At 52.4% G+C, this 23,059-nt stretch carries 22 protein-coding genes; 9 read left to right on the plus strand and 13 right to left on the minus strand.

Annotated elements, in window-relative coordinates:
• Window positions 1-5 precede the first annotated feature (5 nt).
• From pgmB to uxaC, 13 genes are all read right to left on the minus strand, one after another.
• Window positions 6-689 (minus strand): beta-phosphoglucomutase, encoded by a 684-nt coding sequence (gene pgmB, locus UC14_RS06935; RefSeq protein WP_112197444.1) that lies wholly within the window; start codon window positions 687-689, stop codon window positions 6-8.
• Entirely contained in the window at window positions 679-2,925 is a 2,247-nt protein-coding gene (locus UC14_RS06940; RefSeq protein WP_112197445.1) for a glycoside hydrolase family 65 protein, read from the minus strand. Before UC14_RS06940 ends, pgmB begins: the two co-directional genes overlap by 11 nt.
• On the minus strand, window positions 2,922-3,980 hold the full coding sequence (locus tag UC14_RS06945; RefSeq protein WP_112197446.1) for a Gfo/Idh/MocA family protein: 1,059 nt from the start codon (window positions 3,978-3,980) through the stop codon (window positions 2,922-2,924). The genes UC14_RS06940 and UC14_RS06945 overlap by 4 nt, the downstream gene beginning before the upstream one ends.
• A gap of 15 nt (window positions 3,981-3,995) precedes the next feature.
• Window positions 3,996-4,787, minus strand: coding sequence for a sugar phosphate isomerase/epimerase (locus UC14_RS06950; protein WP_015690503.1), 792 nt, complete (start codon window positions 4,785-4,787; stop codon window positions 3,996-3,998).
• A 12-nt stretch (window positions 4,788-4,799) separates the two neighbouring features.
• Entirely contained in the window at window positions 4,800-5,852 is a 1,053-nt protein-coding gene (locus UC14_RS06955; protein WP_112197447.1) for a zinc-binding alcohol dehydrogenase, read from the minus strand.
• Window positions 5,853-5,895: 43 nt separating this feature from the next.
• Window positions 5,896-6,741: a carbohydrate ABC transporter permease gene (locus tag UC14_RS06960; protein WP_013577195.1), complete on the minus strand. Its 846-nt coding sequence runs from the start codon at window positions 6,739-6,741 to the stop codon at window positions 5,896-5,898.
• Window positions 6,728-7,609, minus strand: a complete 882-nt coding sequence (locus UC14_RS06965; RefSeq protein ID WP_013577196.1) for a carbohydrate ABC transporter permease — start codon at window positions 7,607-7,609, stop codon at window positions 6,728-6,730. The genes UC14_RS06960 and UC14_RS06965 overlap by 14 nt, the downstream gene beginning before the upstream one ends.
• A gap of 30 nt (window positions 7,610-7,639) precedes the next feature.
• Window positions 7,640-8,932 (minus strand): ABC transporter substrate-binding protein, encoded by a 1,293-nt coding sequence (locus UC14_RS06970; RefSeq protein WP_191996256.1) that lies wholly within the window; start codon window positions 8,930-8,932, stop codon window positions 7,640-7,642.
• Window positions 8,933-9,038: 106 nt separating this feature from the next.
• Window positions 9,039-10,718 carry an alpha-amylase family glycosyl hydrolase gene (locus UC14_RS06975; RefSeq protein ID WP_112197449.1) on the minus strand — a complete coding sequence of 560 codons (1,680 nt, stop codon included), beginning with the start codon at window positions 10,716-10,718 and terminating at the stop codon, window positions 9,039-9,041.
• A 194-nt stretch (window positions 10,719-10,912) separates the two neighbouring features.
• Window positions 10,913-11,467: a YgjV family protein gene (locus UC14_RS06980; protein WP_013577199.1), complete on the minus strand. Its 555-nt coding sequence runs from the start codon at window positions 11,465-11,467 to the stop codon at window positions 10,913-10,915.
• Window positions 11,468-11,563: 96 nt separating this feature from the next.
• A complete protein-coding gene (locus tag UC14_RS06985; protein ID WP_037035079.1) occupies window positions 11,564-13,054 on the minus strand; it encodes a UxaA family hydrolase in 1,491 nt (496 codons plus the stop codon).
• Between the two features lie 10 nt (window positions 13,055-13,064).
• The gene (locus tag UC14_RS06990) at window positions 13,065-14,516 is read right to left on the minus strand and encodes a tagaturonate reductase (protein WP_013577201.1); all 1,452 of its coding nucleotides are present in this window, start codon (window positions 14,514-14,516) and stop codon (window positions 13,065-13,067) included.
• Window positions 14,517-14,671: 155 nt separating this feature from the next.
• Window positions 14,672-16,084, minus strand: a complete 1,413-nt coding sequence (uxaC, locus tag UC14_RS06995; RefSeq protein ID WP_112197450.1) for a glucuronate isomerase — start codon at window positions 16,082-16,084, stop codon at window positions 14,672-14,674.
• Between the two features lie 970 nt (window positions 16,085-17,054).
• Here uxaC and UC14_RS07000 point away from each other — a divergent pair.
• From UC14_RS07000 to UC14_RS07040, 9 genes are all read left to right on the plus strand, one after another.
• The gene (locus tag UC14_RS07000; RefSeq protein WP_013577203.1) at window positions 17,055-18,347 is read left to right on the plus strand and encodes an MFS transporter; all 1,293 of its coding nucleotides are present in this window, start codon (window positions 17,055-17,057) and stop codon (window positions 18,345-18,347) included.
• A gap of 190 nt (window positions 18,348-18,537) precedes the next feature.
• Entirely contained in the window at window positions 18,538-19,314 is a 777-nt protein-coding gene (gene exuR, locus UC14_RS07005) for a transcriptional regulator ExuR (RefSeq protein ID WP_013577204.1), read from the plus strand.
• 383 nt (window positions 19,315-19,697) lie between these two features.
• Window positions 19,698-20,378, plus strand: a complete 681-nt coding sequence (locus UC14_RS07010; RefSeq protein WP_013577205.1) for a DedA family protein — start codon at window positions 19,698-19,700, stop codon at window positions 20,376-20,378.
• Window positions 20,378-20,761, plus strand: coding sequence for an EnvZ/OmpR regulon moderator MzrA (gene mzrA, locus UC14_RS07015; protein WP_015690506.1), 384 nt, complete (start codon window positions 20,378-20,380; stop codon window positions 20,759-20,761). The genes UC14_RS07010 and mzrA overlap by 1 nt, the downstream gene beginning before the upstream one ends.
• 132 nt (window positions 20,762-20,893) lie before the next feature.
• Entirely contained in the window at window positions 20,894-21,271 is a 378-nt protein-coding gene (locus tag UC14_RS07020) for a DUF1090 domain-containing protein (protein ID WP_112197464.1), read from the plus strand.
• Between the two features lie 147 nt (window positions 21,272-21,418).
• Window positions 21,419-21,721 (plus strand): YqjD family protein, encoded by a 303-nt coding sequence (locus UC14_RS07025; RefSeq protein ID WP_013577208.1) that lies wholly within the window; start codon window positions 21,419-21,421, stop codon window positions 21,719-21,721.
• 2 nt (window positions 21,722-21,723) lie between these two features.
• Window positions 21,724-22,131 (plus strand): phage holin family protein, encoded by a 408-nt coding sequence (locus UC14_RS07030; protein WP_013577209.1) that lies wholly within the window; start codon window positions 21,724-21,726, stop codon window positions 22,129-22,131.
• Window positions 22,128-22,412 carry a YqjK-like family protein gene (locus UC14_RS07035; protein ID WP_015690508.1) on the plus strand — a complete coding sequence of 95 codons (285 nt, stop codon included), beginning with the start codon at window positions 22,128-22,130 and terminating at the stop codon, window positions 22,410-22,412. Before UC14_RS07030 ends, UC14_RS07035 begins: the two co-directional genes overlap by 4 nt.
• 240 nt (window positions 22,413-22,652) lie before the next feature.
• Window positions 22,653-23,045, plus strand: coding sequence for a DoxX family protein (locus UC14_RS07040; protein ID WP_013577211.1), 393 nt, complete (start codon window positions 22,653-22,655; stop codon window positions 23,043-23,045).
• Window positions 23,046-23,059: the final 14 nt, after the last annotated feature.

Here is a 23,059-nt window from a genome sequence, read left to right on the forward strand (position 1 = left end):
TTTCCTTAAATATCAGCCTGATGATGCAACCATAGTTGCCTGATAACCGCCCACGACAGCCCGTCGGTAGAATCCAGACGGTGATTTGCCCCTTCCAGCGTGGCGCCAATGCCAATCGAGAAAATGCCTCCGGCACGTAATGCATCAATCCCCGCCTGCGCATCCTCTATCCCTGCGGCATGCTGCGGCGCGATATTCAGCGCCTCGCAAACCTTGAGGAAAATTTCCGGATGCGGTTTGGAATGCGTGATCCGGCGGGCGTCCGCGACATAATCGAAAGCCTGCTCCAGTCCTAACGCCCTGAGCACCTGCGGGGCATTTTGTGAAACGGAAGCCAGACCGGTGAGTACGCCCTGGTCACGCAACGTGTGCATCAATTCACTGATCCCCGGCAAAATGTCCGCCGTGGTCAGCCCGGCGAGTAATCCGACATAATCGTCATTTTTCTCCGCCGCCATTGCGTCACATTCTGCCTGCGTAAAAGTTCCGGTTTTTCCGCCCACAGCGAGGATCTTCAACAGCGATTCCTGACGACTGACGCCCTTCAGTTGCTCATTAAACGCAGCATCGATGGGGATCCCGATACGCTGCGCCAGTCGTTGCCAGGCCATAAAATGCAGGTGCGCGGTATCGACCACCACACCATCGAGGTCAAAAATAACGGCACGCGGCAGGGGTTCAGTTTTCATCATGAGATCCTTTCAGAATGAGGCTTTCCGTAAATGTGTGAGAGATGCCGTTGATCCAGACCTTCAGCGGCTGAGCATCCGTTTTGCTGAGGGTAAATTGCCGGGGTTCGATAGACACCGTCAGGCGCGTTCCACGCCAGCAAAGGGGAAACTGTAACCGCGTCCAGCCCTGCGGCAGCGTGGGCCGGAAATGCAGTTCGCCTGACTGATAATCCAGCCCCGCAAACCCCATCAGCGCCCCCGTCCAGATAGCGGCCGTGGCGGCCGCATGAATACCGTCGTCCGAAGAGTGAGGTTCTTCGCCCAAATCGATGCGGCACGCCTCGCGGTAAAACTGCAATGCCTGTGCGACCTGCCCGGTCCGGGCGGCAACAATCGCATGCACCGATTTACTCAGCGAAGAGTCGTGAATCGTACGCGGTTCATAAAAACTGAGACTGGCAGCCTGACATTGTGGCGTGAACTGTGCGGGCAGCAGTTGCATGAGCATGACCACATCGGCCTGTTTCAGAATCTGCATCTCGTTGATTTCCGCACGGGAATAATCCAGCAAAATGGCCTGTGTGCCCTGCCGGGATTTATAGGCTGTCAGGTCGCATTGCGGTTTGCTGAGGAAGGAATCATCCTGCGCGATCACACCCTGCACATCGGGCTGCGGCAGATACAGGTGCGTCAGAAAATCTTCCGCCTGCGCAAAGAATGCGGCGTCCTCATGATTAAATTCATGCAGATACCGGCAGGCCTCCCGGACGTTGTACTGCGCCATATAATTGGTAAACGCATTATTATCAACATGTTCGGTGTATTCATCCGGCCCGATGACGTTGAGAATTGCCAGCCGGTCGCCACGCCATTCAGCGCGGCTCATCCAGAACCGCGCGGTTTCTTTCAGCAGCGCCAGTCCCATTTGTTGCATAAATTCCGTGTCGAGCGTGGCCTGGAAATAGCCCACCGTGGCATAGGCGATATCCGCCACCAGATGATGTTCTGCCAGCGCCGATGCCACCCGTTGCCGCTGACCGGTACGGATATTGATCGCGGCAAATTCAGGCGTTTCCTCTTCGCCGCTGAACGCGCTTTCCCACGGAAACAGTGCGCCCTGATAACCGTTCTGCCGGGCTTTGTCCTGCGCCTGCGCCAGATGCAGATAGCGGTATTCCAGCAATTTTCGCGCCTGTTCAGACGCATTCAGCAGGGCAAAAGGCAGGATAAATATTTCGGTATCCCAGAAAACATGCCCTTTATAGCCTTCGCCGGTCAGCCCTTTCGCCGCCACGCTGGCGCGCGCGTCATGCGCCGGGATCATCAGCTTCAGGTGATACAGCGCAAAATCCAGTGCACGTTGATCCTGGGGATCATCTGACGCCACACAGACCCGTGATGCCTGCCAGTAATGCTGCCAGTGGCGGGTATTTTCCATCAGCAGGTGTCCGTAACCTTGCTGCGCGTGTGCCAGCAGGGCCTTCAGGCAGCGTGCTGCGAAGGTGTTTTCTGGCAGGAAATCTGCGTCGAGCGACGTGGCAATCCAGCTGAATTTCTCCAGCGTCACCACTTCACCGGCAGATAACGGCAGGCTGATATGTTGCAGTAACTGGCGGTTTTTCGACGAAAAACTGCTGCTGGCGCGGGCAGGAAACAGGCACTGGCTGGTGATGATCGCCTGCTGCTGGCCGTCTGTGGTCTGATAACCGCCTTGTAAAACGTTTTGATCGAAAACCCGAACTGAACATTCATTCAGATGCTGTCTGCCGCTGTTGGTGAGCGTTGCATCAATGCCGGTGCTCACGCACAAATGTGCATCCGCATCCAGCGCGGTGACAGTTAAACGGCTCGCCACCAGCGCCAGCGGAGAAAGCGCCACAAAACGACGGGTTTCGATTTTGAACCGCTGACCGGCGGGCGACTGCCAGACCAGTTCGCGATACAGCTCACCGTTCATGATGCGCAGTTCACGCTGATAGGACAGCAGCGTGCCGGAAAGCAGCGATAAACTTTCGCCGTCCAGCTCAATGCGCATACCAATAATATCCGGCAGATTCACCAGTTCGGTGACTTCGGTCGTATTCGCACGGTGATAAAAACCCGCGACAAACATGCCCCGCTGTTGATCGGTATAGGCTTCTTCGTGACAGCCACGGATACCAATCCGGCCATTGCCGCAGGTATGCAGGCTGCCGTACTTATTCAGGCGATGTGGTGAAAACGGTGCTTCGGGCAGGATCTGAGGCTGAATCATAGATACACGCTCTCCCCCGACTCTGCCGACTGATAGACAGCCGCCACCAGTTGCTGGATCCGGTATCCCTGTTCCGCGTCTGCCAGACTCACCGTTTCCCCGCGAACCGCCGCTACAAACGCCTGAACGCTGCGCACATGGCGCTGATCGTCGGCAACCTCCCGGTGGAATAACCTCACCAGTTCACCCTTTTCATCGGTATACACCTGGGCAGGAAACAGTGTGGCACCGGCCTTATCACCGCAAAACTCAACATTCATCACCGATTGCGGCTGAATATTCAGCGCAAACGCCGTTTCCAGACGCAGCAACCCGCCGTTGCAGAACTCAATCGCGGCAAATACTGAATCTTCCACGCTGTATTTCTGCGGATCCCAGCTTCCGAACTGCCCTTCACTTTTGCGGTTACCGATTTTCTGAAACATCTGCGCGGTGACTTTGCGCACTGCCGGAAAGCCGAGCACGTACATGGCGGCATCCAGCATATGAATGCCGATGTCGATCAGCGGTCCGCCGCCGGACTGCGTTTTATCCGTGAAATTGCCCCAGCCGGGCACGCCGCAGCGGCGCAGGGCACGCGCGGTGGTGACATAAACGTCACCCAGTTCTCCCGCTGCGACTTTCTGGCGTAAAATGCGCGCATCTTCGGCGAAACGGTGATGAAAGTCATAGGCCAGAAGCCGGCCAGCCTGTTCCGCCGCCTGCCACATTTCCAGCGCCTGCGCGGCGGTCATGGCAGGCGGTTTTTCACAGAACACATGACAGCCGTGCTGCAATGCCGTGATCACTTGCTGATGATGGAAAAGGTTGGGCGTACAGATGCTGACGATGTCGGGCCGTTCAGCCTCCAGCATCTCTTCCAGTGAGGTAAAGGCACGGGCGATACCGTTGCGCCCGGCAAATGCCTGAGCGCGCGCCGTATCGCAATCCACCACCGCGACCAGTTCAAGCCCCGGAAGCTGGCGGTAACAGGCCACATGGACCTTTTCCGCCACCTGACCCGCCCCCACCAGCGCCACTTTCAGCGTTCCTGCCGGTTTCGTTATAAATTCCATTTCGCGGCCTGTCAGTCAGAGTAAATTGCGAAGATAAGTCAGTGAATCCTGATAAGCCTGGGTCGGATTTTCTGCCCGCACGCGGCATTCGTAGACGATATAGCCGTCGTAGCCATCTTCTTTCAGTTGCTGAAATGCGCGGCCAAAATCAATGCTTCCGCTGCCCGGCTGGTAACGATGATTGTCAGCAATATGTACATGGCCGAGCAGATCGCGTTGCTGATGGAACGCAGCGCTGAGGCAATCCTCCTCAATACTCATATGGTAAAAATCACCGATGATTTTGACGTGCTCAAGCGCCCCCTCTTCGATATAACGGCGTGCCTCCGCCAGCGTGTTTATCATGTGATCCTGATAACGGTTCAGCGGCTCCAGATACACCGTTGTGCCGGTGCGTCTGGCGACATTTTCCAGCTCCCGCAAGGATGCGCTGACCGCCAGACGGTCGCCCGCCTGACTGCGCGGTGAGGTCATCGGCGGCAGACGGTAGGTAAACATTCCCCAGGCGGCGGGCACGATAATCCCTTTACCGCCGACCTGCGAAAGGGCTTCCAGAATCGCAGTGATTTGCTGCAATCCGTTCAGACGACGCTCCTCGATGAAATCACCGATCCAACCCTCATAGCCGCCGCAGGCGGTAATCACTGGCAGGCCGGTTTGGGCGATAGCGGCTTTCACTTCGTCGAGATGATTTACCAGCAATTTGCCGTCAATTTCAAAACCGTCGAAACCCATTGCCTTGATAAATTTGAATTTCTCCAGAATATTTTCCGGGAAGAATGCCTGATTTTGTGTACCGATTTTCATGTCTAAGTCCTTTTAGAAAGTGATGCCGAGCTTGATGCTCTGATCAGGATGTTGATCGACGTATTTCATGTAGCTCTCCACGCTGTTGCTGAACGTGACCACCGGATCGATCAGGTCTTCGCAGTTCAGGTAGCCGTTCATCAGCAGTTCCCAGCAGGAGTCTTCGATGCGTTTACGGCTCCAGCGGGGATAATCGGGATTGGGTTCGCTGCATGCGCGGGAAAAGACGATTTTGGCATTGTTAAAATGGGCTTCCCGCCCGAGGTTAAAGCCTTCGGCAAAGGGTTTGGCAAAGGCGACATAAGAAATAGTGCCGCCGTAAGCGATACCCCGCAGCGCCGCCTGCAATGCCTGGGCATTGCCGCTGGTTTCGATGATGACGTCCGCACCCTGTTTGCCGGTGAGTTTTTTGATCTCCAGCCCGATGTCAGTACCGATCGGGTTAAACACGGCATCCGCGCCGTTTTTCAGCGCAATTTCCCCGCGTTTTTCCAGCGGATCGACGCCAATCACGATGCTGGCACCGGCCTTTTTCGCCAGTTGCACAGCGATTTGACCGATCGCCCCCAGCCCGACAATCACCACGAAATCGCCGACACGGACATTGCCGTCACGCACACCACTCATGGCGAACTGCGCCGGGTCATAACAGACGGCGTTTTTCCATGAGGCACCGGCGGGCATTTTGCGCAATTTGTAATTGTTCACGGCGTTGACGATCACCGTTTCGCTCAGCGGTCCGTAAGTACAGACATCATCACCCAGCGCGTAATCCGTCACCTCGCAGCCCTTTTCGCAAACGGTGCCCACCACCATGTTGCCGAGCTGGAATTCGCCGAACACGATACCGCGCGGCGCATCCGCCGGACGGGGGACAAACATGCCCCATTCAGCCGAAAACTCCTCGTCAATAAACGGGCTGACGCCGCGAAAATCTACCACTTCGGTACCGTGTTTCGGTGCGCCAAATTTCACGCGAATTTTGACTTCATATGCCGCGACCGGGCGGTCCTCATAATCCATCAGTTCAGCCACACGCGGCTGGGTTGCGACCAGTTTTTTCATCGGATATTCCTTCATCTTTAATCAGTCAATATGCGTTTTAACGTCAGCCTTTTACGCCGCCGTCAGTAAGATTGCCTTTGATAAACCGCTCCGAAAGCGCGTACATCAGGACAACCGGCAGCGCGGTCACCAGCGAGGCAGCCATCATTCTTCCCCAGACATAATCCGGTGTGCTGAACAACGTGTTCAGGCCGACAGGCAGGGTGAAATTGGCAGAGCTGGAGAGGAAAATGGAGGCGAAGAGATAGTCATTCCACGCCACCATAAAGCAGTACACAAACACCGAAATGATGCCGGAGATCGCCAGCGGCACGGTGATGTAGAAAATGATTTGCAGCCGGTTAAGCCCGTCCATCATCGCCGCTTCTTCAATGTCGTGAGGAATGGTGTCGAAGTAACTTTTCAGCATAAACACGGCCGTCGGCAAGGTCTGAACCACCATGGTGATCACCAGCGCGGTAGTGGTGTCATACAGGCCCAGCGCCGAAATAATCTTGAACAGCGGCACCACCAGCAAAATGCCGGAAAACATGTAGACGGTATAAAAGCTGGCGTTGATGGTGACGCGCCCTTTAAAACGCAGCCGTGACAACGCATAAGCGCCCAGGATGCCGAAAAACACAGCGATCACGGACGCCAGTACCGACACGGTCAGGCTGTTTTTGAAGTAACTGAGGAACGGGAAAATCTGCGGATTGAAAATATCCACGTAATGATGGAAATCCCACTCCTGCGGAAACAGCGTCGGATGGCGGGAAATCGCCTCTTTACTGCTTTTGAACGAGGTCATCAGCATGATGAAAAAAGGAAATAACATCGCGCCAAGGAAAATCAGCAGGCTGGCATAAAAGCCCGCTTTGCGCAGGATCTTGCGGTTAGTTGCTGCCATTGATATTCACCCGTTTTCTGGCAAGAAGGATCACGATAAAGATCAGGGCAAACAGCACCATGGATATGGCGGCTGCTTTACCTAAATCGTTAAAGGCGAAGGCGGTTTTATAGAGATACACACCCAGAATATTGACCTTGTTGGTCAGCAGGTAGACGTCGGCAAACATGTAGAACATCCAGATCGCGCGCAGCGTGACCACCGTTGCCAGTACCGGCATGATGGCGGGCAGCGTGACGATGCGGAATTTCTGCCAGGCATTGGCGCCATCCATGCCTGCGGCTTCGTACAGGGATTTATCGACGGTCTGCAAAATCGCCAGAAACGAAATAAAGGCGTAGGGGAAATAACGCCAGATGGCGAACAACACCACCAGCACGAAGCTGCTGACCGGATTGTCGAACCACAGCGGGGCATCGCTGAACAGGTGCAGCATGTCAGCACCGATCACATTCACAATGCCGTAGCCGTTGTTGAACATGTATTTCCAGGCAAATACCAGCGAAATGGAAGGCGTGACATAGGACAAAATCACCAGCGAACGCGCCGTTTTGCGAAAGCGGAACTCACGGTTAAAAAACAACGCGACGCCCAGCCCCAGCCCGGTACTGCCCGCGACGACCAGTGCGGTGTACCAGAACGTCACCCACAAGGAGTGATAAAAGCCCGGATCGCTGAGAATGCTGATGTAGTTATCCAGCCCGACAAACCGGTTATCAAGACGCGGATTCAGCGGGATTTGCAGAAAGCTGATCTGGATATTCGACAACATCGGATACGCCACCAGCAGCCCCAGCAAAAAGATGCTGGGGGCGAGCAGAAGCAGCGCAAAACGACCGTCAGAATGGTTAAATTTACGTGATTTCATGATCTTCCCTGACAATTCAGGCTCCTCCGTTTAGCGTTTTTGCATCAGTGCTTCGATACGCTTTTGCCCTTCCGCCAGTGACTGCTGCGGATCCTTCTTCCCGACGGTCACGCCATTGAGCATTTCGCTGAGCACGGCAGAGCCTGTGATATCGCCCATTGCTGCGAAGTTTTTCTCCCCGACGGAACCGAACACCTGCACGTTGGCAAACTCGTTCACCAGCATTTGCGGCAGCGTGCCAAATGCCTTGATCACCGGATTGTTTTGCCAGGTGGCATTACCGGTCACGCCTTGGGTCACCGGCAATGCGGCACCCGGTGACATCAGCACCCAGGCTGTCGCGTTATCCGGTTTTTCGAGGAAGCTCACCCACCGTTCGGCGGCCTCACGTTCAGGCGTATCCAGCCCGTTGGAGATGGTCAGTGAGGTGATGGTGCCGTAAACGGCTTTGGATTTTTCAGTCGGCACGGCAAAACCAAGGTCACCGGCTTTGCCTTCGCTGTACACCGCAGGAAGAATATAAGTGGAGTAAATCGCCATCGGCACCGTGCCGTTCATAAAGGCGTCTTTGATTTCCATGACGTCATTGGAACCAGGCATCGAGAAGGTGGCGAGCTGACGGTAATAATCCAGCGCCTGCTGCATTTCCGGCGTGTTAACCGTGATTTGCCCCTGAGCATTCAATACGTTGGCATCGTTGGAAAGCGCAAACTGCGAGAAAGCCTGTTCGGTCAAAACACTTTCGGCGGTCGGTAACGCAATGCCATATTTTTTCCGCGCGGGCTGATTAAATGCCGTGGCAATGCGGGTGACATCCTGCCAGTTTTGCGGCGCAGAGAATCCGGCGTCAGCCAGTTGTGATTTGTTGTACCAGATCCCCTGTATCCAGCCATGGATCGGTACGCCGGTGTAATTCTCGCCTTCTTCCGTGCGCACGATGCGCAATACGCCGGGATAAAACTGATCAGCACCTATGCCGTCGATCACCTGCCTGATGGCATCGCGGTCGATCAGCTGTTCCTGATCCATCACTTTGGCGTAATCGTGACTGACTTCAATCACGGCTGGCAGTGCGCCGGTACGGGCCAGCGTAATCACTTTGGTGTTGTAGGCATCTTCTTCCACCGGCACCGGTTTAATGGTGATCTGCGGATTTTCCTGTTCAAATTTCGCAATCAGCTGATTAATGACCACCTGACGTTCCTGCTCGACCGAAGAATGCATAAACTCAATGGTGACCTGTCTCTCTTTGGCGTCCTCACAGGCCGATAAACATAATGCGGATAATAATAACGGGGTTATAAGGATATATTTTCTTTTCATTTTTATATTCATGAACATCTCCTTTGCTAATTTATAGCCAGCCGAAATCACTGGCCTGTGAAATATCACACCCTTTAAATATAAAAAAAATAACGGAACATCTTAATTAATGGCGTAACCAGATATACTGATAAGGCTTTAATGTTATTTCCCCGTCACATTTCAGTGAATGATTATAAGGTAAGACCTGATAATCCCCCGAAGGGAGCGTTACCTGAATATTGTTAGCGGAAAGGTTAAACAGACACACTATTTCCTGGTTTCCCTGCCCCCGGATAAAGGCAAACACACTTTCATGACATTCTATGACCCGCATCGGCGCGGAAGGATGAAATGCCGCCTGTTCAGTTCGGCAGATAATTAATTTCTTCAGTTCACCAAATACCCGCGCACGTAATGAATCAGGTTCAGATAATATCTGTCCAATTTCCGTGACATCATATTTCTGCCGGTTAATTGCCCGGTTATGCCCGGCGTTCTCAACCCCCTGAATATCGTTACGCGAACCCAGAATACTTTGGATATACACCGCAGGAACACCGGGGAATGCCAGCAAAATAGCGTGCGCCAGCATGAAGCGTTGCAGACGGATATCGTCGTCGTCCGACTGCCGGTTCAGCGCATCCATATAGGTGACGTTGACTTCATACGGGCTGGTGCTGCCATCCGGATTATTTTTATACGACACCCTCGCGCCTTCCTGTTGCAGCGCATCCACCAGCCTGAGGATCTCTGATTCCGGCAGTAATCCGCGCAACGGGTTCAGGCCAATGCCATCATGCGAAGCAAGAAAATTAAAGAAGGTGGTGGCGGGTGTGCAGGCATCCAGACCGGCGGCCCAGCGTTTCAGCGTTTCCCCGTTTTCACTGTGAATGGCATGCAGAACCAGCGGCGGCAGCGGGAACTGATAGACCATCTGCGCCTCATCAAACCCGTTACCAAAGTAACTGATGTTGTCCTGATGCGGCACATTGGTTTCGGTAATAATCACAGTACCGGGTGAAACATACTCCACCACGGCGCGGAATAGCTTCACCAGTAAATGTGTTTTGGGCAGATGAATACAGGAGGTGCCGGGTTCCTTCCACATGTAGCCCACAGCATCAAGACGCACATATTCAGCGCCTTCCGACAGGTATTTCAGTAACACGTCCAGCATGTCACGCAGTACGTCAGGATGCGCAAAATTCAGGTCGATCTGATCCGCGCTGAAGGTGGTCCAGACATGACGGGTTTCGCCATTTTCACAGAGGAAAGGCGTTAACAGCGGCGATCTGCGGGGACGGGTCACGGCAGATAAATCACTATTTTCGTTCAGGCTAATAAAATAGTTTTCATATTTCGAATTGCCCGCCAGATATTGTTTAAACCATTCACTGCTCGCGGAAATATGATTACAGACATAATCAAACATCAGTCGTGAAGACTGGCCAAGCTTACGGATATCTTTCCAGTCCCCCGCCAGTGGATTGACCTGCTGATAATCAATCACCGAGAAACCATCATCCGACGAATAAGGATAAAAAGGCAGAAGGTGAACAATATTAAAAACATCCGCCAGATGCTGCTGATAAAAACTATCAAATACTGAAAGTGTTTTTTCTGCTTTGTTCGTGAACTGATCTGCATAGGTGATCAATACCACATCTTTTTCATCCCATCCCTGTTTGGCCGTATAGGTAATCTGATTTCTGGCAACCTCAATGCGTGTAATCAGATCATCTAAGAATACCGCTGACAATTTCCCTGCATATATCTGTTTCAGTAATCCCTGAATAGCGTCCATGATTTTCCTTTTTCCCTTTCCCTTTTTGTGGGACCGCTCCCACGGAATCGGAAATTACTCCTGCGTCCGGAGGTTGTCAACGAGGCAAACAGGCGGAAGGAATCAATAGAGGGGGAAACGCGGAATTATTATTGCAATCTGTGAGCAGATTCAAAATAAGCGGGGTACGCGAATGAAGGACAAAAAAGCAGGGACTATCCCTGCTCATCCATCTTCTGCACTAGCTTCTTCTCGACCTCAAACGGATCGATGCCACGCAATTGCAGGCGGCGGAAGCGAATGATATTAAAACCGTTCATGACCAGAAAACTGCCTTCGATAAGTGAACCGCCAATCGAGCCAAGCCAGATGTTGTGTGCCACCCAGCAGCAGGTTGAGCACCACATAATGCACCGGGTTGTCAGCCCGCTGGTGCGGAACAGCGCCCAGGTACTGACAACTGTCGCGCCGACCGGTAAGAGTTCCATCCAGTGATGGGCGCGGCTTAGCCCCAGCACCAGGGTCAGGACGATGAAAATTACCATAATCAACTGGTTACGGGTACGCAGGGAAATCAGTGTGCGCAGAGAATTCAGTAAGGCGCTCATGCCAGCGGGCGCGGCACCCATCATCAGGAAATGCACGCCGATAATGGCGCTGTAGGCAGAAAGCTGTTGTTTGAAACGGCGGTCGCTGCGGTTGAAAAACATCGTGATGCCGACCATGAAGGCCACAACACCAACTGACTGGGCAAACCAGTAATACGTCATTTGTCAGGAGTCTCATACGTGGGGGTCTTGCGCTGCAAAAGCAAACGGCGTTCCATAACTGAAACGCCGTTTCATCCTAACGATAAACCTGACCGGTTACAATGTGACACCGCTTTTAAAAATGGCTAATTCGCGGAAATCATTGAGTTCGTTTTTGGCTTTGCGGCCATCGGCGATCGCCACGATCAGATCCACAAATTCACCCAGCAACTGATCCATACTGACATCGTGGATCAGGCGTCCGGCATCGAAATCGATCCAGTGCGGTTTTTTCGTGGCCAGTTCACTGTTGGTTGCCAGTTTCACCGTCGGCACAAAACCGCCGTAAGGCGTGCCGCGTCCGGTACTGAACAGCACCATATGACAGCCCGCACCTGCCAGCGCACTGGTGGCGACGGCGTCGTTACCCGGCGCACTCAGCAGGTTCAGCCCCGGCGTAGTCAGGCGTTCGCCGTATTTCAGCACGTCCATTACCGGGCTTTGGCCGGCTTTTTGTGTACAGCCCAGCGATTTTTCTTCCAGCGTAGTGATGCCACCGGCTTTGTTACCCGGAGACGGGTTCTCGTAAATCGGCTGATTATGTTCGATGAAGTACTGTTTGAAATCATTCACCATGTGAACGGTTTTTTCAAACGTACTTTCATCGCGACAACGGCTCATCAGAATACGTTCTGCGCCAAACATTTCAGGCACTTCGGTCAGCACGGAAGTGCCGCCGTTGGCGATCACGTAGTCGGAGAAACGCCCCAGCAGCGGGTTAGCGGTGATACCCGACAAACCATCAGAGCCACCACATTCCAGACCGAATTTCAGTTCGCTGAGTTTACCGGCAACGCGTTTATCGTCACGCATTACGGCATACAGTTCGCGCAGGCGTTCCAGACCGGCTTCCACTTCGTCGTCGAACTTTTGCAGCGTCATGAAACGCACGCGCTCTTCGTCCACTTCGCCCAGCGTTTCACGGAACACGTCCACCTGATTGTTTTCACAACCAAGGCCGATCACCAGCACCGCACCCGCATTCGGATGGCGTACCATATTTTGCAGCATAGTACGGGTGTTCACATGGTCGTCACCCAGTTGCGAACAACCGAACGGATGCGTGAACAGGTAAACGCCGTCGGTACCCTCCGCGTCATTGGTTTCTTTCAGGAAACGTGTCTGGATCTGGCGGGCTATCCCGTTGACGCAACCAACGGTCGGGATCAACCACAGCTCGTTACGGATCCCCACCTGACCATTTTTACGACGGAAGATCTGCACATCGCGATCCGCCATCTGTTCCGGCAGGCTGGCGAAATCCGGCTGATACTGGTATTCGTCCAGATCACTCAGGTTAGTTTTGCCGTTTTGCGAATGAATATGCACACCCGGCTCAATCGCCGTCAGCGCATGCCCGATCGGCAGACCGTATTTAACAATGTTCTCCCCCGCCGCAATCTGGCGAAGGGCAAACTTGTGGCCACGGGCAACCGGCTGAGCCAACACGACGGTGTGACCGCCTGCTTCGACCTGCTCGCCCGCGTCGATATCGCGCAACGCGACGGCGACGTTATCAGCGGTATGAATTTGAATGATACTTTGCATAGTTGCTCTCTTAGCTGTAAGCCGCCAACGCGTCACGCATGCCAAGGTCTTCAATCGACTGCAATTGTTCGGTCACTTTTGCAGTCAGACCCGGCACGGTATTCAGGTCACGTCCCCAGTGTTCTTCATCTGCCAGCACGGTTTCGACCAGCCCGGCCAACGGCAGGCTGCCATTACGCACGTTACCCCACAGTTCGGAGAAACGGCTCAACCAGTGTGCATCGTCCTGCAGCGGATAAATTTCACCGTTACGTTCACCACGGTAAAACGCCAGCAAGGCTGCCAGTGCAAAGGTCAGGCGCGGAGGCAGAAGCTGATTCTTTTCCTGGCTCGCCAGCAGTTGCGGCAGAATGCGGGTGCGGTATTTGGTCATGCCGTTCAGGGCAATCGACAGCAGCTGATGCTGAATGAACGGGTTGCGGAAACGGCTGAGTACCGCCTGGGCAAAGGACGTCAGTTCATCCTGTGGCAAATCCAGCACCGGCGAGATTTCCTCAGCGATCGCCAGTTCGACAAAGCGGCTGATTTGCGCATCATTCATGGATTCGCCAACGGTGTTCAGCCCTGACAGGAAGGCCACCGGCACCAGCGCGGTGTGTGCGCCGTTAAGGATCGCCACTTTGCGTTCTTTATACGGTTTGATGTCGTCAACCAGACGGATATTCAGCGGCAGCTTGTCCAGACGCAGTTCCTGCGCGAGACTTTTTGGCCCCTGAATGACGAATAAATAGAAGTGTTCGGCACTGTCGAAGAAGCTGTCCTGATAACCCAGTTCTTCCTGCAGGCTGTCGACTTCACTGCGCGGATAACCGGTAACGATGCGGTCAACCAGCGTTGAGCAGAAGGTGTTGCTGTTTTTCAGCCACTGGGTGAATGCCGCTGGCAATGCCCAAAGTTGTGCGTAACGCAGCACCAGTTCCTGCAACGCTTCACCGTTGTAGTCGATCAGTTCGCATGGCAGCAGAACCCAGCCTTTATCGGCCGCGCCGGAGAAATGGTTGAAACGCTCGAACAGCAACCGGGTCAGTTTAGCCGGGAAGCTGGCCGGAGGCGTATCGTCCGGACGGTCGCTTTCAACATAGCTGATACCGGCTTCGGTCGTGTTAGAAAACACGAAGCGGATATTCGGGTCACGGGCCAGCGCCAGGTATTCATCAAACTGGTGATAGATATTAATTTCGCGGTTAACGGAGCGGATGATCCGGGTATCACGCACCGTTTCCCCCTGCTCGTTCAGACCGCTGATGATGGTGGTGTACAGACCATCCTGCGTGCTGAGTGAAGGCGGAAAGTCAGTGTCAATCGGACGAACAACCACGATCCCGGCATCCAGATCGGTATGTTCATTCAGCAGGTCGATTTGCCAGTCGACAAACGCCCGCAGGAAATTACCTTCACCGAATTGAATAATTTTGTCCGGATGTTGACGGCCAGGGAAGTCACGGCGATTTAACCTTTGCATCTCACATTCACCTTAATTTGCTCAGACTCCGGTCTTTGAGGGCGGGAAAATTGCCCTATGGCCGTCGTTATCTGTTGGGATAGTTGTTTGTTATTTCAATGTTTATTTCAGGAGCGCAGGAACCTGCGCTCGTCGTGCTACTCAGTTCAAGCCGATCAGTTCAGTTCAATCTGGAAATACTGTTTCGCGTTATCGAAGCAGATGTTTTTCACCATGCTGCCCAGCAGTTCGATGTCTGCCGGTGCTTCGCCCTCTTCCACCCAGCGACCAATCATCTGGCACAGAATGCGACGGAAATATTCATGACGCGTATAGGACAGGAAACTGCGGCTGTCAGTCAGCATGCCGACGAAACGGCTGAGTAAGCCGAGGTTGGCGAGCTGTGTCATCTGACGTTGCATGCCGTCTTTCTGGTCGTTAAACCACCAGCCGGAACCGAACTGCATTTTGCCCGGCATCCCTTCACCCTGGAAGTTACCGACCATGGTACCGATCACTTCGTTATCACGCGGGTTCAGGCAGTACAGAATGGTTTTTGGCAGGCCACCGGCCAGACCTTGCGCGCCCAGCAATTTGGACAGCGGCTCGGCCAGTGGCTGGTCGTTAATGGAGTCGAAACCAACGTCTGCGCCAATCAGCTGGAACATACGGGTGTTGTTATTACGCAGCGCGCCAATGTGATACTGCTGTACCCATTCACGACGTTGATATTCAGAAGCCAGATACAGCAGAACGCCGGTTTTGAACTGAGCAATTTCTTGCGCAGTTGGCGTTTCACCGCTCAGACGACGGGACAGAATGCCGTCCAGCGTCGCATCATCCGCTTCGCCGTAAACCACTACATCCAGCGCGTGGTCTGACACTTTGCAGCCGTGCGCCGCAAAGTGATCCATACGTTTTTTCAGGGCATCACGCAGATCGCTGAAACGGGTAATGGAGACATCCGCCGCGGCTTCGAGTTTCTTCATGTAATCGACGAAGGTTGCCGCTTCAATGTTGAAGGCTTTGTCCGGGCGCCAGCTTGGCAGCACTTTGACATCAAAGCCGGAGTCTTGTGCCACCGCTTTATGATGTTCCAGAGAATCGATCGGGTCATCGGTGGTGCCGACCATTTTGACGTTCATCTGTTTCATGATGCCGCGGGCAGAGAATGCATCCTGCGCCAGCAATTCATTACCGCGCTCCCAGATTTCGCCAGCGGTAGACGGGGAAAGCAGTTTACCGGTGATGCCAAACGGACGGCGCAGCTCAAGGTGCGTCCAGTGGTACAGCGGGTTACCGATCGTGTGGGGAACCGTTGCAGCCCAGGCGTCAAATTTTTCGCGGTCGCTGGCATCGCCGGTACACATCCGCTCAGGGACACCGTTGGTACGCATCGCGCGCCATTTGTAGTGATCGCCTTTCAGCCAAATGTCATACAGGTTTTTGAATTTATAGTCCTGCGCAATCAGCTCAGGTGGCAAATGGCAGTGGTAGTCAAAAATTGGCTCATCTTTCGCGTAGTCGTGATACAGGCGACGTGCGAATTCTGTGTCGAGAAGGAAGTCTTCCGTTAAAAACTGCGCCATCTTAGGTTCCTCATCATGAATTCTGTAGAGTTGTCACTCAATGGTGCGAAGTTATCACACCAATTTAAGCTATCGTCCAGTACTTTTTAATGCACCAAAGCCATTAAAATGACTGATTTCATTCCAAAAAAACAAACTAATTCTCTGTAAAATAATGACTTTAGCGTCATCAGCTGCTGGTGCTTATTATCCTCACAATTAGAGTGTCATTTTGTGATGTCACTCAAACTTTAAATCTGTATGACAAGTTATTTCGTACCAAATGTGACAAAACCTAAAAAGTGCGCGCCGGCTTGCGGACATTCAACCGGGCTTCGGCCTCATTATCCTCTTCCCACGCCAGCAGGGCTTATGTAATCCATTTGCCCTTCAGGCGGCCTGCATCGGTCAATTTTTACCAGATAACAGTGTTCATTAACTGTTCACGATAAATGTGATCATTTCGTGAAGTTGTCACACCAATTACGTTTCATTTTTCAGGCTGTCATTGTTAAGCATTGACAGAAAAGTGTGAACCGGATCAATCAAAATACAGTTTTCATTGTAAAATCAAGTAAATAACCGTGAAGTTAAAAAAGTTAAGTAACCACACAATATAAATGTGGTTTTGTGATGTCATTCAAATTTTAAATCTGTATGACAAGTTATCTTTGCATCGCCCGGACAAGAGCGTCAGAGATTACCTGCCACGTCCTTTCGCTGTTGTCCGGGCAAAACACTTCCCGGGTGCAGTCAGCCCCATGGCGAAGCAGTAATTCTGGTGTTCAGGACGTTCATCGGACCCTTACGCACAGATAACAATAACGCAGTGCGTAATAACACGGGCAGCTCCCAGTGAAATCATCTGGCGGCAACGTTCCCGAAAACACTTTAAGGAAAGCCAGAACCCCCACGCTTGTTCAGGTGGTGCGAAATACGCCCTGACAGCCTGATGTTGTCATCGCCGGATTATTTACTGGGAGAGAGTTAAATGGGTAAGATTAAAGGGTTACGCTGGTACATGATCGCACTCGTCACCTGCGGCACTGTATTAGGTTATTTGACACGTAACGCCATTGCGGCTGCAGCGCCAACGCTGATGAGCCAGTTAAACATCACCACACAGCAATATTCCTATATTATCGCCGCCTATTCCGCCTGCTACACCCTGATGCAGCCGGTCGCCGGTTACGTTCTCGACGTCATGGGCACCAAAGTCGGTTACGCGATGTTCGCTATTATGTGGGCCATCTTCTGTATGGCGACGGCGCTGGCAAGTAGCTGGGGTGGCCTGGCCATCGCCCGCGGTGCAGTCGGTATGGCAGAAGCGGCCATGATCCCTGCCGGCCTCAAAGCCAGCAGCGAATGGTTCCCGGCAAAAGAACGTTCTATTGCCGTCGGTTACTTCAACGTGGGTTCATCTATTGGCGGCATGATTGCGCCGCCGCTGGTCGTCTGGTGCATCGTGATGCATAGCTGGCAACTGGCCTTCATCATTACCGGCGTACTGAGCCTGATCTGGGCACTGAGCTGGCTGGTGTTCTATAAGCACCCTAAAGATCAGAAGAAACTCAGCGCAGAAGAACGCACCTACATTCTGGAAGGTCAGGAAGCACAGCATCAGACCAACAACGGCAAGAAAATGTCTGCCTGGCAGATCCTGCGTAACCGTCAGTTCTGGGGCATCGCGCTGCCACGTTTCCTGGCTGAACCCGCCTGGGGAACATTCAACGCCTGGATCCCGCTGTTCATGTTCAAAGTGTATGGTTTCAATCTGAAAGAAATCGCGATGTTTGCCTGGATGCCGATGCTGTTTGCCGACCTCGGCTGTATCCTGGGCGGCTATCTGCCACCGTTATTCCAGAAGTACTTCAAAGTTAATCTGATCGTTTCCCGTAAAATGGTTGTCACCATGGGGGCGGTTCTGATGATTGGCCCTGGCATGATCGGTTTGTTCACCAGCCCTTACGCCGCTATTGCTTTGTTATGTGTCGGTGGTTTTGCTCACCAGTCACTGTCCGGAGCGCTGATCACTCTGTCATCTGATGTGTTCGGTCGTAACGAAGTGGCTACCGCCAACGGTCTGACCGGTATGGCGGCCTGGATGGCAAGTACCATGTTTGCACTGGTGGTCGGGGCGCTGGCCGATACCATCGGTTTCAGCCCGCTGTTCGCCGCCCTTGCCGTGTTCGATCTGCTCGGCGCCATCATTATCTGGACAGTCCTGCAGAACCGTTCTGCAGTAGAACCTGTCCCGGCTCCGCTGAAAACCGCAAAAGCCTAAACGTCTGTTCGTCAGCCCGGTAACTCTCTTTACCGGGCTTTGCATTTTTCTGACATTTCTCCCATGCCTTTCTGTCCGATGCACGGTGCATCAAACTTTCGTAAAACGTATACTGGCACTTGTATAATAAGTTCACAGGTCTGTCCGACACTCATTTCTTACAGGTTTCACTACTTTAAAGAGCACTCATATGGAATCCACAGACACCAGACGCCTATATCAACAACTGGCTGCCACGCTCAAGGAACGCATCGAAACAGGCTTGTATCCGGTTGGCGAAAAGCTGCCCGCTGAACGTCTGATTTCAGATGAAATGGATGTCAGTCGCACGGTCGTGCGTGAAGCGATTATCATGCTGGAAGTTGAAGGTTATGTGGAAGTCCGTAAAGGGTCGGGAATTCATGTGATGTCAAATCAGCAGCGCCACCTTGTTGTGCCCGATTGTGGCAGCGAGTTTGGCACTGCCGGTCCGTTTGAGCTGTTACAGGCACGTCAGCTGATTGAAAGTAACATCGCTGAATTCGCCGCCACACAAGTCACCAAGCAGGACATCATGCGTCTGATGGAAATTCAGGAGCATGCCCGCCAGGAAGACCGCTTCCGCGATTCAGAATGGGATTTAAAATTCCATGTGCAGGTCGCACAGGCCACGCAAAACAGTGCGCTGGCGACCATCGTTGAGAAGATGTGGAGCCAGCGCTTGCATAACCCTTACTGGCGCAAACTGCATGAGCACATTGATGAGAAGTCCATTGAGAGCTGGTGTGAAGAACACGATCTGATTTTAAAAGCGCTGATCCGCCGTGATCCCCACGCCGCCAAACTGGCAATGTGGCAGCATCTGGAAAACACCAAACAAATGCTTTTCCGCGCGACCAGCGATGATTTCGAGTTTAACGTAGACCGTTATCTTTATTCAGAAAACCCGGTAGTTCATCTCGACCCGCCGGTACTCAATTCTAAATAAATTCCCCTTAAGGCAGGTTTATTCTCCCAACCTGCCTTTTTCGTGCCTCTGCTTTGCCCCCGCCAATCCTGTCAGGCACTGTCGAGTAGTGTCAGCCAATGTAAAACCCTTTTCCATAACGTGCTTCAGACTTAAATGATCAGTCTCAACGCGCTATATTTACCTGTCTGAGTTATTGTTATTTTGTTACAGTTAGACCACTTTTTTTACCCGTCCATGCCGAGTGAAACAGGCCCGGAGACGCGTAAATCCCCGAAAAACTCATGACCAGAAAGCCCGCCAGGGAAGAGGCGACCTTATCAGCAAAACAGGCAGCGTCGAGACAAATTCTCCGCTGATGTCTTTCGCTGACCCACTGAAAATGATGGAGTTTTACAACACCGATGGAAATTATCAGTTCGCTTATCGATGCCCTCTGGCAACAAGATTATAAAACCCTGGCTAATCCCCAATTAGTCTGGGCGTTGTATCTGATTTTATTCATGATTATTTTTCTGGAAAACGGTTTGTTGCCTGCGGCTTTTTTGCCGGGCGACAGCCTGCTGATCCTTGTTGGCGTTTTGATCGCCAAAGATGCCATGAATTTCCCTTTAACCATTTTCCTGCTGACCACCGCAGCCAGCCTCGGTTGCTGGCTGAGTTACGCCCAGGGAAAATGGCTGGGCAACACCCGGATAGTACAAAGCTGGCTGGCGCATTTACCCGTGCATTATCATGAACGTGCACACGCGCTTTTCCATAAGCACGGTCTTTCCGCCTTGTTAGTCGGTCGTTTTCTGGCCTTTGTCCGCACCCTGCTGCCAACAATTGCCGGACTTTCGGGCCTGAACAATAGCCGTTTCCAGTTTTTCAACTGGGTGAGCGGATTGTTGTGGATCCTGATCCTGACGTCGCTGGGGTATTTTCTCGGTAAAACCCCGCTGTTCCTGAAATATGAAGATCAGGTGATGAACTGCCTGATGCTGCTCCCTGTTTTGCTGCTGGTCGGCGGCCTGATCGGTTCGATTGTCGTGCTGTGGCGCAAAAAACACGCTGACCGTCAAAATAAAGGCAAGAACGCATAATGAACCGAAGATTACTCAAACGTTCATTTATCTGGCCTCTGCTGCTCATGCTGCTGGCGGCGGCGACTATGATCGGGCTGGCGGTATCCCGTCTTCCGGCACCGACCAGTGCGCTGCAAATCCGTCCTGCCAGAGCGGGCGTCGCGTTACCCGATGGTTTTTATGTCTATCAGGGGCTGAGCCAGCGCGGTATTCACATCAAAAGCATTACGCCGCTCAATGATGCTTTGGTGGTACAACTCGACACCGCCTCACAACGCAAACTGGCGGAGACCGTATTGCAGGACATTTTGCCTGCCGGATTCGTTATCCAGTACTACGAACCTCAACATGCCACGACCTGGGGGTCGAAACTGGATCGTGAGCGTCTTAAGTTCGGATAAGACCATGCGCAGGATTTGTCTCATATCACCACATATTCAGCGGTAATATAATTTAGACGCTAGCATTCATAAAACTCATCAACAAATGGAATTAAGTGCACATTCGCTTAAACGTCAAAAGGAAAACCGATGATGAAAATCACTTTATCTGCCCTCACTCTTGTTCCTGCATTGCTGTTTACCACTGCCACTTTTGCCGCACCTCAGCCGGAAAGTTGCGTGACTAAGCAACAGGAAATCCAGAAACAAATCGACGAAGCGCGGGCGCATAAAAACCAGAACCGCGTTGACGGTCTGGAGAAAGCGTTACGTGAAAATAAAGCGCACTGTACCGATGCAGGTCTGAAAGCAGAAAATCAGAAACGTGTTGAAGAGAAACGTGAAAAAGTTGCCGAACGTGAGCAAGAGTTGAAAGAGGTTCAGGCTAAAGGCGACCACGAAAAAATCATCAAGAAACAGCAAAAACTGGAAGAAGCGAAGTCTGAACTGAAAGAGGCTGAAGGCCATTAATCGCTTTTCAGACTGACAGATTTTGCCTCACGCCATAGCGGGTTTACAGCGATCTTGCCTTTTGAAACAGACAATTCGCATTTGCGATAACCCGAATATCCGCTATGTTAAAAGTTCGAATCAGTTAACGTATGGAGTGACTTACACATGGCTAGTAATACATCAGAACAACTGCGCGCTGAACTCAAGTCATTGGCAGATACTCTGGAAGAAGTTCTCCAGACCTCTACCGATAAGCCGAAAGCTGAACTCGATAAACTGCGTGGTAAAGCAGAATCCCTGCTCAAAGATACCCGCGAGCGTCTGAGTGATACAGGTGACAAGATTGCCTATCAGACCAAAGAAATCGCCGGTAAAGCTGACGATTACGTGCATGAAAAACCCTGGACGGGCGTCGGTATTGGTGCCGCGGTCGGTGTTGTGATTGGCGTTCTGTTAGCCCGCCGCTGATTATGGCTGAATCGATCAAACCTTCGCCACAAGGGCCGGGTAAGGGCCTGTTTGACATCGTTTCCCGCATTGCCACCGTGGTGGTGAGCATTGTGGAAACGCGTGTCCGGCTGGCTGTGGTTGAGCTGGAAGAGGAAAAGGCCAATATTTTCCAATTACTGCTTATGGCCGGTATTACCCTGATCTTTACTGCCTTTGGTCTTATGAGTTTGCTGGTTGTTTTATTCTGGGCCATTGACCCGGCCTATCGTCTTACGGCGATAGCAACGACGACCGGCGTGTTGCTGCTTCTGGCAGTGATCCTTGGCGCGATGACACTGGCGAAAGCCAAACGATCAACACTGCTTAGCCTCACCCGAAAGCAACTGGACGTCGATCGCGCCCTGCTGGAAAAGGATGACGAGCTATGAGCATTCCGAACCGTGCTATCGAAAAAGTAAGGTTGCTGCGCAAAATTGAGCGTCAGCGTGGCGAGCTTTCTCAGGCCGGTTCTGACTGGCTGGATGCCACCGCGAAAGTGGATCACTACTGGATAAAACTGGTGGATATGCGTAAATATCTGGTCGTAGGCTCAAGCCTGCTGGCTGTTTACGGTATCCGTCATCCCAGTGCAGTAGTTCGCTGGTCCCGGCGCGCTTTCGGTATCTGGGGAACGGTACGTCTGTTTCGCAAGACCATCGGCAACAAATAGCGTGATACCCATCCTGCAAAAAGGGCTGATTGAAAAACAATCAGCCCTTTTCTTTTTGAATAACAATACAGTGGCTGTTCAATTTATTTGAACCATTCAGACAGATTTACTTGCTAACATAACTTATTCATCCGACTTATTATCTCGTCATCAACTGATGCGGTAACGGCAGGAAATATTTTCCGACCGGACCGGTAACACTTTTAGCTCAATTTGGGCGCACCACTTTCGGAGTCGAAGATGAACAAGTTACACGACACAGCTTTACTGGTTGCACGTATTCTGATGCCTATTCTGTTTATTGTTGCAGGTTGGGGCAAAATTAACGGTTACACCGCGACTGCGGGTTACATGGCTTCCATGGGCGTGCCAAGCTTCTTCCTGCCACTGACTATCTTGTTAGAGTTTGGCGGCGGTCTGGCAATCTTGTTCGGCTTCTTTACCCGTACCACCGCGCTGATCACCGCCATCTTCACTATCCTGACGGCGCTGATCTTCCACACTGATTTTGCACAGGGCGTGAACCAGATGATGTTCATGAAAAACCTGTCTATCGCGGGTGGATTCTTCGTCCTGTTTGCTTCCGGCCCTGGCGCATTCAGCATCGACCGCCTGATCAAGAAAAACTGGTAATTGCCCCGGCACCA

This window comes from Rahnella sp. NRRL B-41462 (genome assembly GCF_003263525.1).
GTDB lineage: Bacteria > Pseudomonadota > Gammaproteobacteria > Enterobacterales > Enterobacteriaceae > Rahnella > Rahnella aceris.

Coding starts and splice junctions, on each gene's coding strand:
- pgmB (WP_112197444.1), bottom strand. CDS start 689: ATGAAAACTGAACCCCTGCCGCGTGCCGTTATTTTTGACCTCGATGGT.
- UC14_RS06940 (WP_112197445.1), bottom strand. CDS start 2,925: ATGATTCAGCCTCAGATCCTGCCCGAAGCACCGTTTTCACCACATCGC.
- UC14_RS06945 (WP_112197446.1), bottom strand. CDS start 3,980: ATGGAATTTATAACGAAACCGGCAGGAACGCTGAAAGTGGCGCTGGTG.
- UC14_RS06950 (WP_015690503.1), bottom strand. CDS start 4,787: ATGAAAATCGGTACACAAAATCAGGCATTCTTCCCGGAAAATATTCTG.
- UC14_RS06955 (WP_112197447.1), bottom strand. CDS start 5,852: ATGAAAAAACTGGTCGCAACCCAGCCGCGTGTGGCTGAACTGATGGAT.
- UC14_RS06960 (WP_013577195.1), bottom strand. CDS start 6,741: ATGGCAGCAACTAACCGCAAGATCCTGCGCAAAGCGGGCTTTTATGCC.
- UC14_RS06965 (WP_013577196.1), bottom strand. CDS start 7,609: ATGAAATCACGTAAATTTAACCATTCTGACGGTCGTTTTGCGCTGCTT.
- UC14_RS06970 (WP_191996256.1), bottom strand. CDS start 8,932: ATGAAAAGAAAATATATCCTTATAACCCCGTTATTATTATCCGCATTA.
- UC14_RS06975 (WP_112197449.1), bottom strand. CDS start 10,718: ATGGACGCTATTCAGGGATTACTGAAACAGATATATGCAGGGAAATTG.
- UC14_RS06980 (WP_013577199.1), bottom strand. CDS start 11,467: ATGACGTATTACTGGTTTGCCCAGTCAGTTGGTGTTGTGGCCTTCATG.
- UC14_RS06985 (WP_037035079.1), bottom strand. CDS start 13,054: ATGCAAAGTATCATTCAAATTCATACCGCTGATAACGTCGCCGTCGCG.
- UC14_RS06990 (WP_013577201.1), bottom strand. CDS start 14,516: ATGCAAAGGTTAAATCGCCGTGACTTCCCTGGCCGTCAACATCCGGAC.
- uxaC (WP_112197450.1), bottom strand. CDS start 16,084: ATGGCGCAGTTTTTAACGGAAGACTTCCTTCTCGACACAGAATTCGCA.
- UC14_RS07000 (WP_013577203.1), top strand. CDS start 17,055: ATGGGTAAGATTAAAGGGTTACGCTGGTACATGATCGCACTCGTCACC.
- exuR (WP_013577204.1), top strand. CDS start 18,538: ATGGAATCCACAGACACCAGACGCCTATATCAACAACTGGCTGCCACG.
- UC14_RS07010 (WP_013577205.1), top strand. CDS start 19,698: ATGGAAATTATCAGTTCGCTTATCGATGCCCTCTGGCAACAAGATTAT.
- mzrA (WP_015690506.1), top strand. CDS start 20,378: ATGAACCGAAGATTACTCAAACGTTCATTTATCTGGCCTCTGCTGCTC.
- UC14_RS07020 (WP_112197464.1), top strand. CDS start 20,894: ATGAAAATCACTTTATCTGCCCTCACTCTTGTTCCTGCATTGCTGTTT.
- UC14_RS07025 (WP_013577208.1), top strand. CDS start 21,419: ATGGCTAGTAATACATCAGAACAACTGCGCGCTGAACTCAAGTCATTG.
- UC14_RS07030 (WP_013577209.1), top strand. CDS start 21,724: ATGGCTGAATCGATCAAACCTTCGCCACAAGGGCCGGGTAAGGGCCTG.
- UC14_RS07035 (WP_015690508.1), top strand. CDS start 22,128: ATGAGCATTCCGAACCGTGCTATCGAAAAAGTAAGGTTGCTGCGCAAA.
- UC14_RS07040 (WP_013577211.1), top strand. CDS start 22,653: ATGAACAAGTTACACGACACAGCTTTACTGGTTGCACGTATTCTGATG.